The sequence below is a fragment of the Flavobacterium luteolum genome (assembly GCF_027111275.1).
Taxonomy (GTDB): domain Bacteria; phylum Bacteroidota; class Bacteroidia; order Flavobacteriales; family Flavobacteriaceae; genus Flavobacterium; species Flavobacterium luteolum.
The window spans coordinates 1,762,326-1,774,509 of record NZ_CP114286.1; the positions used below are offsets into that span (position 1 = coordinate 1,762,326).

Annotated in this window: 10 protein-coding genes and 1 pseudogene; 8 read left to right on the forward strand and 3 right to left on the reverse strand. The window is 33.7% G+C overall.

Annotation, left to right across the window (positions count from 1 at the left end; genetic code table 11):
- Positions 1-66: 66 nt before the first annotated feature.
- From OZP10_RS07630 to OZP10_RS07665, 8 genes and pseudogenes are all read left to right on the forward strand, one after another.
- Entirely contained in the window at positions 67-930 is an 864-nt protein-coding gene (locus OZP10_RS07630; protein WP_095928411.1) for a DUF58 domain-containing protein, read from the forward strand.
- 74 nt (positions 931-1,004) lie between these two features.
- Positions 1,005-1,361 carry a four helix bundle protein gene (locus tag OZP10_RS07635; protein ID WP_095953888.1) on the forward strand — a complete coding sequence of 119 codons (357 nt, stop codon included), beginning with the start codon at positions 1,005-1,007 and terminating at the stop codon, positions 1,359-1,361.
- An 87-nt stretch (positions 1,362-1,448) separates the two neighbouring features.
- Complete coding sequence (locus tag OZP10_RS07640) at positions 1,449-3,083, forward strand: hypothetical protein (protein ID WP_281634144.1); 1,635 nt, start codon at positions 1,449-1,451, stop codon at positions 3,081-3,083.
- Complete coding sequence (locus tag OZP10_RS07645; protein ID WP_177211764.1) at positions 3,083-4,084, forward strand: vWA domain-containing protein; 1,002 nt, start codon at positions 3,083-3,085, stop codon at positions 4,082-4,084. The genes OZP10_RS07640 and OZP10_RS07645 overlap by 1 nt, the downstream gene beginning before the upstream one ends.
- Positions 4,085-4,164: 80 nt before the next feature.
- A pseudogene (locus OZP10_RS07650) lies at positions 4,165-5,194 on the forward strand (vWA domain-containing protein).
- 39 nt (positions 5,195-5,233) lie between these two features.
- On the forward strand, positions 5,234-6,001 hold the full coding sequence (locus tag OZP10_RS07655) for a tetratricopeptide repeat protein (protein ID WP_281634145.1): 768 nt from the start codon (positions 5,234-5,236) through the stop codon (positions 5,999-6,001).
- A gap of 87 nt (positions 6,002-6,088) precedes the next feature.
- Positions 6,089-7,834: a BatD family protein gene (locus OZP10_RS07660; RefSeq protein WP_281634146.1), complete on the forward strand. Its 1,746-nt coding sequence runs from the start codon at positions 6,089-6,091 to the stop codon at positions 7,832-7,834.
- 57 nt (positions 7,835-7,891) lie between these two features.
- Complete coding sequence (locus tag OZP10_RS07665) at positions 7,892-8,638, forward strand: tetratricopeptide repeat protein (protein ID WP_281634147.1); 747 nt, start codon at positions 7,892-7,894, stop codon at positions 8,636-8,638.
- An 83-nt stretch (positions 8,639-8,721) separates the two neighbouring features.
- Here OZP10_RS07665 and OZP10_RS07670 read toward each other — a convergent pair whose 3' ends face one another.
- The 3 genes from OZP10_RS07670 to OZP10_RS07680 form a co-directional block, all read right to left on the reverse strand.
- A complete protein-coding gene (locus OZP10_RS07670; protein ID WP_349293757.1) occupies positions 8,722-10,269 on the reverse strand; it encodes a vWA domain-containing protein in 1,548 nt (515 codons plus the stop codon).
- Positions 10,270-10,558: 289 nt separating this feature from the next.
- Positions 10,559-11,131 (reverse strand): 5-formyltetrahydrofolate cyclo-ligase, encoded by a 573-nt coding sequence (locus OZP10_RS07675; protein WP_281634148.1) that lies wholly within the window; start codon positions 11,129-11,131, stop codon positions 10,559-10,561.
- On the reverse strand, positions 11,118-12,095 hold the full coding sequence (locus OZP10_RS07680; RefSeq protein ID WP_281634149.1) for a succinylglutamate desuccinylase/aspartoacylase family protein: 978 nt from the start codon (positions 12,093-12,095) through the stop codon (positions 11,118-11,120). Before OZP10_RS07680 ends, OZP10_RS07675 begins: the two co-directional genes overlap by 14 nt.
- Positions 12,096-12,184: the final 89 nt, after the last annotated feature.

A 12,184-nucleotide genomic window follows, 5' to 3' on the forward strand; every position in this document is an offset into this window, starting at 1 on the left:
TTTCAGGTTTCAAGTTGTTGCAAGGCAAACTTGAAACTTTTAAACTTTAAACTTTAAACAAATCAAATGGATACAAAAGAGCTTTTAAAAAAAGTACGGAAAATAGAAATCAAAACGAAAAGACTGAGTAATCACATCTTTTCGGGAGAATACCACTCTTCATTTAAAGGACGAGGAATGACGTTTAGCGAGGTGCGTCAATACCAATACGGAGATGATATTCGTAACATCGATTGGAATGTAACCGCACGCTACAACGAAGCTCACGTTAAAGTATTTGAAGAAGAACGCGAATTAACCATGGTTTTAATGGTTGATATTTCGGGTTCGGAATCTTTTGGTTCTAAAAATCAATTTAAAAAAGACATTGTAACCGAAATTGCGGCAACGATGGCTTTTTCGGCTACACAGAATAATGATAAAATTGGTTTAATATTATTTTCTGATACTGTAGAATTATATATTCCGCCAAAAAAAGGACGTTCGCACGTGCTTCGCATCATTCGTGAATTGATCGAATTTGAACCAAAAAGTCATAAAACGGACATTGCTCAAGCCTTGAAATTTTTATCTGGAACCCAGAAAAAGAAAGCTATTATTTTTATGATTTCCGATTTTATGTCTGACTCTTATGAGCACACTTTAAAAATCGCGTCTAAGAAGCATGACATCACTGGTGTTCGTGTGTATGATATCCGTGAAGAAAGAATTCCAAATTTAGGAATGGTAAACATGCTAGATGCAGAAACTGGAAAAATACAATTGGTTGATACAAGTTCAAAAGCTGTTCGTATGAATTATGAAAAGCACTATCAGGAGAAACTAAATTATTTTAAAGATACTTTCCGTAAATCTGGAGCAGGAATTGTTAATACCAGAGTAGACGAAAATTACGTTACTAAATTATTAGGCTATTTTAAATCGAGGTAAGATTTTTGATTTTTGATTAACGATTTTTGATTTATGATGTGTGAGATTTGAGATTATAAGGAAGTATTTAAGAAATGACTAAGCAAGAATTAGAAAATAGATTGATTGATTTTGCAGCAACAATTATAATTATAGCAAGTAAGTTTGAAAAAAATTATGCAGGAAATCATTTATCTGGGCAAATAATTCGATCGGGAACATCGCCAGCGCTAAATTACGGTGAAGCACAAAGTGCAGAGAGTAAAAAAGATTTTATTCATAAAATGGGAATTTGTCTGAAAGAATTAAGAGAAACATTTGTTTGTTTGAAAATAATAGAAAAAGCAAATTTATCGACAGACAGAGAAAGTTTAATGCAGGTAAAAATAGAAGCAAATCAATTAATTTCCATTTTTGTATCCAGCATTAAAACATCAAAAAATAATTCATAAAAATTAAAGATTACAATTTTAGAAAACTATTGACAATCCTTGGAAAAATCAAAAATCAAAAATCGTTAATCTTCAATCACTAATCAAATGAAATTTAAACTTTATATATTTTTATTGCTTTTTTCAACTATGATTTTTGCTCAGCAAAAACCAGTAGAAACAAGCATTGATACTACAAAAAACAAAATTGGTGCAGAGTTCAAACTGACACTAAAAACGGTCGTAAACTCAAAATCAAAAGTTGAATTTCCAAAGCTTAAAAACATTGGACCATTAGAAGTAATTCAATCTTATCCAGTTGATACGGTTAAGAAAGATGATACTTATGAGTTAATCAAAAAATATGGTTTAACACAGTTTGATTCTGGTCGTTATACAATTCCAAGTGTTAAGATTTTAATAGATAAAAAGCCTTTTTATAGCGATTCTATTAAAGTTGAAGTTGCCAATGTAAAAGTGGACACACTACAGCAAAAAATGTACGATATTAAAGATATTTCCACTGTTGACGAAGGCATCGGCAATTGGTGGATTTATGTTTTAATCGCTTTAGTGATTATCGGAATCGGAGTCTTTGTTTATTGGTACGTTAAAAAACGTCAGCTCAAAAAAATCGAAGAGGAAGTTTACAAAACACCTATCGAAAAAGCGACAAGCTTATTAAACAACTTAGAACAAAAAGAACTGGTTCAAAAAGGTGAGATTAAAGAATACTACAGTGAATTAACTGATATTGCACGTAATTATATCGAAGAAGCGATTCATATTCCAGCAATGGAAAGTACTACTTCTGAGTTAATTTCAGCAATTAGAGATGCTTCTACTAAAAAGAAAATGACGCTTACGCCAGAAACAGTTGAAAATCTAGAACGCGTTTTACGTCAGGCCGATTTAGTAAAATTTGCAAAATCGAAACCGCTTGAATTTGAAATTAAAGAGGATAAAAATAAAATTCAGAAAGTAATTTTAACGCTTGATAATGCAATTCCGACAGAAGTTCCTGAGGATATTGAAAATCAACTATTAAACGAAGCGCAAAGACAAAAACAGATTCAGGCACAGCTTAAAAAACAACGTAATGCACGAATTGGTTATGCGGTTGGTGCTATCATACTTTTATTGTTTGCTACAACAACGTTCTTTGTGGTTACCAAAGGATTCAATTATGTAAAAGACAATATAATTGGACATCCTTCAAAAGAATTATTAGAAGGCGAATGGGTAAAAAGTGCTTACGGAAGCCCAGCTGTTATTATTGAAACTCCAAAGGTTTTAAAAAGAATGGATGCTCAAAAAGTACTTCCAAAAGAAGCAATGGCACTTATCAAAGAAATGCAACTTTTTACATACGGAAGTATGATTGACAATTTTTTTGTAACCGTTTCAACATCCAAATTCAAACAGCCAACAGATATTGATCTAAGTAAAACTCTTGAGGGTAATCTAAAAATTATCGAGGCTCAAGGCGGACAAAATATTATTTTAAAACAAGAAGATTTTCAAACAAATGAAGGTATTCAGGGAGTAAAAGGTTACGGAACAATGACTGTTTTGAATCCAGCAACCAAAACAAGTACGAAGGCGTATTATGAATTACTGCTTTTCAAACAAGATCAAGGTTTACAGCAAATTTTGATTTTACATGAAGAAGGCGATACTTATGCAAATGAAATCACTACCCGAATACTAAATTCTGTTGAACTTCAAAGAGCAAACAACTAATGAGCAAGATCACTTTTTTAAATCCAGAGTTTCTTTGGTTGTTTCTATTAATTCCGATTGCGATAATCTGGTTTTTCTGGAAACGCAACCAGCAGTCGGCTACCTTAAAAATGAGTTCGACAGCAGGATTCCAAAATAATGAATCGTTTTGGACCAAGTTCAAACCTGCTTTATACGTTTTCAGAATTCTTGCTTTATGTTCATTGATTATAGCATTGGCTCGACCAAGAACAGTAGACATTAGCAACCAAACCAAAACAACAAAAGGAATTGATATTGTAATGGCAATTGACGTTTCTGGATCTATGCTGGCAAAAGATTTAAAGCCAAACCGTATGGAAGCTTTAAAAAGAGTGGCAGCAGATTTCGTTGAAGAAAGACCAAATGATAGAATCGGATTGGTTTTGTACGCTTCTGAAGCCTATACCAAAACTCCTGTAACAAGTGATAAAGCAATCATTCTTGAAGCTATAAAAGGCATTAAATACGATACGGTTTTACAAGACGGAACTGGAATTGGAATGGGATTGGCAACTGCTGTAAATCGTCTAAAAGACAGTAAAGCAAAAAGCCGCGTTATTATTTTGCTTACAGATGGTGTAAATAATGCTGGATTTATCGAGCCAGAAACTGCCGCTGATATTGCAAAACAATACGGAATAAAAGTTTACACTATTGGTCTTGGAACAAACGGAATGGCAGAATCTCCATACGCATACGCACCAAACGGAGGTTTCTTATTCAAAATGCAAAAAGTTGAAATCGATGAAAGGCTGATGAAAAGTATTGCCCAAAAAACAGACGGAACATACTTTAGAGCTACAAGTAACGATAAATTAGCAGAAATATACAACTCAATCAATAAACTGGAAACAACAGAAATTCAAGAATTAAAATTCTATGATTATGATGAAAAGTACAGAGCTTTTGTTTTATTTGCAGGCTTTTTGCTGTTACTAGAAGTTGGATTAAGAAATACGGTTTATAGAAGCTTTATTTAATATTTTAGTCGCAGTCGCAGCTTACAGTAAACAACTGAAAACTGTGACCAAAAATTGGGACTGAAAACTAGAATTAAAAAATGGAATTAGACGAAAAAAAATATTTATATCTCTTACTGCTTATCCCAATTGTGGTGTGCATTTTCCTTTTCAATATGTATTGGAAAAGAAGAACACAGCGTGAATTTGGTGACTTGGAAATGGTAAAAAGATTAAGCCCAGAGAAATCGGTTTTTAAACCTGTTTTAAAAATTGTAGTTATCCTTTTGGCACTTACCTGTTTGATTATCGGTTTGGTAAATCCGAAGATTGGAACCAAGATGGAAACCGTAAAACGAGAAGGTATCGACATCGTTTTTGCTATTGACGTTTCTAAAAGTATGCTGGCAGAAGATGTCGTTCCTAGTCGTCTAGACAAAAGTAAACAGCTGGTTTCTCAGATCATTAATAATTTAGGAAGCGATAGAATTGGAATCGTAGCTTACGCAGGAAGCGCTTTCCCTGTTTTACCAATTACATCAGATTACAGCGTTGCAAAAATGTTGTTACAAAGTATGAGTCCAGGAATGGTTTCGTCTCAAGGAACATCTTTGGACGAGGCGATTAAATTGTCTTCGACTTACTTTGATGAAAAAAGTAAAACCAGCAAATTATTAATTCTGATTTCTGATGGCGAAGATCATTCTGAAGGTGCAGCTGGCAGAAGAAGCCAATAAACTAGGAATGAAAATCATTACAATTGGTGTTGGTACAGAAAGAGGAGGAACAATTCCATTAAAAGAAAATGGTGTTGTAAGAGGCTATCAGAAAGATCAAAACGGAGAAACCGTAATTACCAAATTAAATCAAGAAGGTTTAAAAACAATTGCAAAAGCAACAAAAGGTGGTTATGTTTATGGCGCAAGCACAAAAGAAGTTTTAGAATATGTCAAAAATGCTTTAAACAATATTCAGAAAACAGAATTTGAGGCAACACAAATGGCCGAGTTTCAATCGCAGTTTCAGTGGTTTATCGGATTTGCATTTTTATTGCTTTTCCTAGACATTTTCTTATTAGAAAGAAAAACAAGCTGGATCAAAGAGTTGGATTTATTTAATGAAAAGAAATAAATGTTCAGAGTGAAATTCAGAACAGAAAACAAAATTAGAATGAAAAATTTACTCCTTTATATTTTACTAACCGTTTCTTTTGCAGTTTCTGCTCAAGAGAAAGACAAAACGTTGCCTACTGGTAATGAAGAATATAAGCAGAATAAATTTACTGATGCTGAGGCAAACTATAGAATTTCGGAATCAAAATTTCCTAAAAAATCAATAGCGCCTTATAATTTAGGAAATACGATTTACAGACAAAATCAGATTTCGGAAGCTAAATTTGCTTACGCGAAAGCGATAAAAAATGCCAAAACAAGACCTGAAAAACACAAGGCTTATCATAATCTTGGAAACACTTTCATGAAAGAGAAAGATTATACTCAGGCAGTTGAAGCTTACAAACAAGCGCTTCGTAATGATCCAACCGATGAGGAAACACGTTACAATTACGCTTATGCAAAACAAAAGCTAAAAGAAAATCCTCCTAAAAACGATCAGAAAGATAAAAATAAGGACAAAGACAAGGATAAGGATAAAAACAAAGACAAGGACAAGGACAAGGATAAAAATAAAGATAAAGACAAGGATAAAAAAGACGATAAAGGCGATCCAGACAAAGACAAAAAAGATGGCCAAAATGATCCTAAGAAAGACGACAAATCAGACAATCAAGGCCAGCCAAAACCACAGCCTGGAGGAATATCAAAAGAGCGTGTTCAGAATTTATTAGATGCGGTTAATAATGAAGAAAAGAAAATTCAGGACAAAGTAAACGCTCAAAAAGTAAAAGGTAGTCCTAAGAAAACAGAAAAAGACTGGTAAAATAAGTTGAATCGTTTAATCGTTTATTTGTTATTACAAAACGATTAAACGGTTTAACAGTTAAACAAACAACGACTAAAACAAGTAATGAAAAGATATTTAATTCTATTTCTAATCACTTTTCAAGGACTTATGGCTCAAGTACAATTTGAAGCCAGAGTCAGCAAAAACTCGCTTGGAATAAATGAAAGACTTCGTATAGACTTCGTCATGAATGTGGACGGAGATAATTTCGAGCAACCTTCTTTTGACGGATTTAAAATGGTTGCGGGACCAAGCCAACAGATTAGCCAATCTTGGATAAACGGACGCAGTTCTTTTCAAAAAATATACTCCTATATCTTACAGCCTGAAAGAAAAGGTGCCTTAACAATAAAACAGGCCGCTATAGAATTCAATGGACAGGTTTACAAAACCAATCCGATAAAGGTTACAGTAACCAATGCTGTGGCTCAAGAAAGAGATCCAAATGACAGACCACAAGGTTCTGGAAATGAATTATTGGAACTTGTTGCTGAAATTTCAAAAACAAACCCTTATCTAAACGAACCTATTACAGTCGTTTACAAGCTGTATTTCAATAATATTGGCGTTACTGGTTTTAAAGAATTAGCAAAACCTAAATACAATGATTTCTGGAATCAGAACATTGATGTTAAGCAACTTTCTGTACAGCAAGGTTCTTACCAAGGCCAGCAAGCTTATTATGTAATCTTAAAAAAGACTATTCTATATCCTCAAAAATCAGGAAGACTTACAATTGAGCCTCTTTCACTAGATATTGGCGTACAGTTACCAACAAATCGTCGTGACATGTTTGGTCAAATGATTATTGCAGAAGACAATAAGGTAGTTTCTGCCGGAGCAAAAACAATCAATGTGCGACCGCTTCCAGAAACAAACAAACCAGAAGGATTTACGGGTGCTGTCGGAAGATTTAATTTTACCGTTACTCCATCAAAAACAACACTTAAAAATGGTGAAGGACTTGACTTAATCGTAAGCGCACAAGGTAGTGGAAACATGAAGTTATTCACACTTCCAAAACCAGTTGTTCCAAATGCGCTGGAAATGTATGATCCAGTTCACGATGAAAACGTAACCACTTCTTTGACTGGCATGTCTGGAAGAATTACAGATAAATATACTATTGTACCGCAATACAGAGGAAAGTATGCGATCAAACCAATGCAGTTTTCTTATTTTGATTTGAGTACTGGCACATATAAAACCATTACTTCAAAAGAAATTATGGTTGATGTTTTAGACGGACCAACGCCAGCGGAAGCAAATACAGGAGCAGCATCTAAAAATGTTGTAGCCAAAGCTGATCAATTCAAAAACATAAAACCTAAAACAATATTAATTCCTATTGCGAAAAAAGATTTTTATGATTCAAATCTATATTTAGGATTGTTGTTAGCTCCATTTATCATTATTCCGATCATCATTTTAGCTAGAAAGAAAAAAGAGGCTATGGATAGTGATGTTACTGGAAATAGAATTAGAATGAACAATAAGCTGGCTAAGAAATATTTATCGCAAGCGAAGAAACATCTTAACAACAAAGAGCCTTTCTATATCGCACTTGAAAAAGCAATGCATAATTTCTTGAAAGCAAAACTACATATTGAAACTTCAGAAATGAGTAAAGACAATATTAGAGAGTTATTGTTATCTAGAAATGCAAATGCAGAAACGGTTCAGAATTTTATTGCTTTGACTGAAAACTGCGAATTTGCACGTTATGCACCAGCATCGAGCGCTTCAATTCAGCAGGATTATGATAAAGCGGTTATGATTATTTCTGAATTAGAAAAACAGATTGTTTAAATGTAATAAAACAAACCTGACAGGTTTTGAAAACCTGTTAGGTTTAAACAAAATAAGATGAAAAACATACTATATCTCTTTTTATTCGTCACGCAGGTTTTCTTTGCGCAAGGTCGCTTTGAATCGGCCAATGCATTGTACCAAAAAGGGCAATATAAAGAAGCAGCACAGGTTTATGAGAACATCATAAAGGAAGATAAATTACATTCTGCCGAAGTGTATTTTAATCTTGGAAACTGTTATTACAAACTAAATCAGGTTGCGCCTTCGATTTATAATTATGAAAAAGCTTTGGTGCTTAAACCAAATGATCCAGAGACTTTAAATAATCTAAAATTTGCCAAAAAACTAACTATTGACGAAATCAAAGAAGTGCCTAAAGTTGGTTTTGCAAAACTGATTCAGAACTTTACTTCCATTTTTGATTATAATACTTGGGCTAAAATTTCTGTTGTCCTTGGTTTTGTGTTTTTATTGAGTTTTATTGGATATTATTTTTCGAGCGTTACAATTGCAAAAAGGATTTATTTTGTCGGAATGTTTATCATTTTGGTAGCTTTTGCTTTAAGCATTTCGGCTGGAATGTCTGAAAAAAGTCATTTTGAAAACGATCGTGTTGCCATTGTTTTTTCTGAATTAAGCCAAGTGAGACATGAGCCTCAAAAATCTTCAAACGGAATTATTTTATTGCACGAAGGGGCAAAAGTTTATGTTTTGGAAAGTGTTGCAGGCTGGAAAAAAATCGAATTGACAGATGGAACTCAAGGCTGGATTGAATCGGCAACAATCAAAGAAGTAAAATAAGGTTTTAAAAATATTCAAATAAAAAATTCCAAATTCCAATTTTAAGTTGGAGTTTGGAATTTTTCTTTTTTGAAATTTACTGATTAATTCACTGCATCAACCAATCGAACAAATTCAGATCTGTAACCATCTTCATCATTTGACAAACCAGATTTTGCTAATCTTTTGATGTCCGAACTTGAACTGTTTGCTATATATTTTGATTCACGCAATTTTAATCCGAACCAAGAAACCGCAGTTGTAAATTTAAAATCTGGAGAGCTATTTTCTAAATCTGTTTTCTGATCTGCTATAATATTTACGATTTCAATACTTTTGTTGCCATCAGGTTTTTTATATCTAAATTTTACTGTCGCCAATTCATCACTGTAATTTCCCTCTGCTTGTTTTGTTTTAGTGTATTTCAGATCTGACGGAACATAGTCACTTTCTACACCTATTGGAACGATTTCATACAAAGCGGTAACTGAGTGTCCGCTTCCCAATTCACCCGCATCAATTTTATCATTTTTAAAATCTTCAGCATTCAGCTTTCGGTTTTCATAACCAATTAATCGATACGCCTGAACATGTTTTGGATTAAACTCAATTTGAATTTTTACATCTTTCGCGATAGCAAACATAGATCCTTTAAATTCTTTTCCAAGAAAACGGTTTGCTTCCTGAATGTTATCGATATAAGCGTAATTTCCATTTCCTTTATCGGCCAGAATTTCCATTTTACTGTCTTTATAATTCCCCATTCCAAATCCTAAAACGGTTAAGAAAACTCCAGACTCTCTTTTTTGTTCAATCAATTTTAGCATATCATCATCTGAAGAAGCTCCAACATTAAAATCACCATCTGTAGCTATTACCACTCTATTATTTCCCTCTTTAATGAAATTTTGTTGTGCAAGTTTGTACGCCAATTCGATTCCCTCTCCTCCTGCTGTACTTCCTCCAGCATGCAAATCGTCAAAAGCATCCATAATTTCATCTTTATTATCGCCAGAAGTTGGCTCTAAAACGACTCCCGCAGATCCTGCATAAACTACGATCGAAACTTTATCAATGCTTCTCAGTTCTTTTACCAAAATTTTCATGGATTCTTTAAGCAAAGGCAATTTATTTGGTTCATCCATAGAACCAGAAACATCCACTAAAAAAACCAGATTAGAAGCCGGCAAATTTGCCATTGGCACATTCTTTCCCTGTAAACCAATCTTTAGCAATCGACTGTTTTTATTCCACGGACAATCGCTGTATTCTGTATTAATTGCGAATGGATGCTGGCCATCTGGCTGTGGATATTTGTATTTAAAAAAGTTGATCATTTCTTCCACACGGACAGCGTCTTTTGGAACTTTTTGCCCTTCGTTTATAAATCGGCGAATATTGGTGTAGGACGCATTATCAACATCGATGGAAAAAGTAGAAAGTGGTTCTTTTAGTGGAGATTCAAACGGATTTTCTTCTAATCCTGCGTAGCTTTCTGTATTCGGTTCAATGTACATTTCCTCTGGAATTGCATCGGTCACAGCCGCAGCAGAATCAACTGCCTCGTAACTTTGGTCTGGTGCATACGCTTTCTTACAGCTAAAAATAGTAAGTACAAGGAATGCCATCATAAAGAAATTAAGATTTCTCATAAAGTAAGTTTTTAAAAAATTAATAAAAGGTTATAGGCTTCAAATAAGGACTAGCATTCCGGATTTACTAGAGGCGATTATTTGCAATTTTTCGAGTAAGCAAAATCGTGCCAATTTTTTTACAAATATTTTTCTTACGTGAAAATAAAATGAGAAACCCTTATTTTTAAAGGGATTTGGTGTGGAATATTTTTTTGAAATGCAAAGATTTTTTTGCCACAGATTAAAAGGATTAAACGGATTGTTTTTTAGAAATCCTTTTTAATCCTTTTAATCTGTGGCATTAATTTTATTTAAATTGATATATTTTATCAGGCGTAACGCAATAATCCAATTTAATATCCGATTCAAAAACATCATCAATCTCGTTTACGGCTTCAAAAAACGAAAGTCCGATTTTGATGGTTTCTGGTTTGCATTCGGCGAGGAATTTATCGTAGAAACCTTTTCCGTAACCAATTCGATTTCCATGAATATCAAAAGCCAAAAGCGGAACAAAGACAACTTCAATTTTAGACGAAGGAACTTCAATTCCGTCAATTGGTTCCGGAATATTGTATTCGTTCTTTTTAATTTTGGTATTATCTGTTAATAGAAAATGAGTCATTTTTCTAGATTCGAAATCGCTTTTAGAAATCAAGATTTCTTTGTCTTTTCCAGAAAGCAAATGCAGAACATATTCGGTATTCACTTCTTTATGCTCTTCAATCGGAAGGAAAACATGATAATAACTTTTATCCCAAACTGGCATTTGAATTAATTGATTGGCAATTGCCAAACTTTTTTCTTCTATATCTTCAAAAGAAAGCGCTTTGCGGAGATTTTTATATTCTAATCGGAGTTCTTTTTTACTCGTCGGCATTGTCTGGAATTTTAGATAAATGATAGATTGCGTCGCCTTCATAAACAATTGGCGAATGATTGGCATTAATTACATAACCATCATGGGGCGCTTTTACTTTTTGCTCAAATTTACCAAACGGATCTGTAATGATTGCCAGGATTGTGCCTTTAGTAACAAATTTTCCGACCAAATTAAAATCATGAAGTAAGCCAGAACATTTTGCGCGAAGCCAAACCGATTGCTTGATATAAATGGAAGGAGTCAAAGCTGGCTCAGCAATTTGTTTAGAATCGAGCATTCCTAAATAATGAAGCAAACGTTTGGTTCCCAAAACACCTTGATTTGCAATTTCGTTATTGATATCTAATGATTTTCCGCCTTCAAAAAGCAACATTTTCACATTGGCATTTTCAGAAGTTTTTCTAAAAGAACCATTTATGTTTTTAGAATACAATGTAAATGGTGCATTAAAAATGTCGGCCAAAACTTTTAATTCAGGATTATTCTCTGTAATTCTGATTTGCGGAGCATTAAAACGGCTTGCACCACCTGCATGAAAATCGACTGCATAATCTAAAATCGGTAAAATTTCTTCGACAATATGATACGCAAATCGACTGGCAAGTGAACCTTTTTTGCTTCCTGGAAAAACACGATTCAAATCACGCCCGTCTGGAAACTCGCGTGATTTATTTACAAAACCATACATATTGATTACCGGAATGCAGATAATAGTCCCTCGCGACGGTCTGTTGATTTTTTTACTGATAATCTGTCGAACAATTTCGACACCATTAATTTCGTCGCCATGAATTCCTGCAGAAAATAAAACAGTCGGCCCTTCATGTTTGGAACGACGTACAATAACAGGAATATTTAGTTTTGTTGTAGTATGAAGCCGAGCAATTTCGACATTTATTGTTCTATGTTCTCCCGGCAAAATCGATTCGCCGAAAATAACCAATGGAGCACTATTTTTCATGTAGAATTATAAAATCTAAATATAGAAATTATTCTTTTGATTTTGTAAATTTGAAACTAATTCAATGTTAAGCTTCTTTTAGAAACAGG

What these genes read in the sequence shown, in the direction of transcription:
- OZP10_RS07630 (WP_095928411.1), top strand. Translation starts at nt 67, where the DNA reads ATGGATACAAAAGAGCTTTTAAAAAAAGTACGGAAAATAGAAATCAAA.
- OZP10_RS07635 (WP_095953888.1), top strand. Translation starts at nt 1,005, where the DNA reads ATGACTAAGCAAGAATTAGAAAATAGATTGATTGATTTTGCAGCAACA.
- OZP10_RS07640 (WP_281634144.1), top strand. Translation starts at nt 1,449, where the DNA reads ATGAAATTTAAACTTTATATATTTTTATTGCTTTTTTCAACTATGATT.
- OZP10_RS07645 (WP_177211764.1), top strand. Translation starts at nt 3,083, where the DNA reads ATGAGCAAGATCACTTTTTTAAATCCAGAGTTTCTTTGGTTGTTTCTA.
- OZP10_RS07655 (WP_281634145.1), top strand. Translation starts at nt 5,234, where the DNA reads ATGAAAAATTTACTCCTTTATATTTTACTAACCGTTTCTTTTGCAGTT.
- OZP10_RS07660 (WP_281634146.1), top strand. Translation starts at nt 6,089, where the DNA reads ATGAAAAGATATTTAATTCTATTTCTAATCACTTTTCAAGGACTTATG.
- OZP10_RS07665 (WP_281634147.1), top strand. Translation starts at nt 7,892, where the DNA reads ATGAAAAACATACTATATCTCTTTTTATTCGTCACGCAGGTTTTCTTT.
- OZP10_RS07670 (WP_349293757.1), bottom strand. Translation starts at nt 10,269, where the DNA reads ATGAGAAATCTTAATTTCTTTATGATGGCATTCCTTGTACTTACTATT.
- OZP10_RS07675 (WP_281634148.1), bottom strand. Translation starts at nt 11,131, where the DNA reads ATGCCGACGAGTAAAAAAGAACTCCGATTAGAATATAAAAATCTCCGC.
- OZP10_RS07680 (WP_281634149.1), bottom strand. Translation starts at nt 12,095, where the DNA reads ATGAAAAATAGTGCTCCATTGGTTATTTTCGGCGAATCGATTTTGCCG.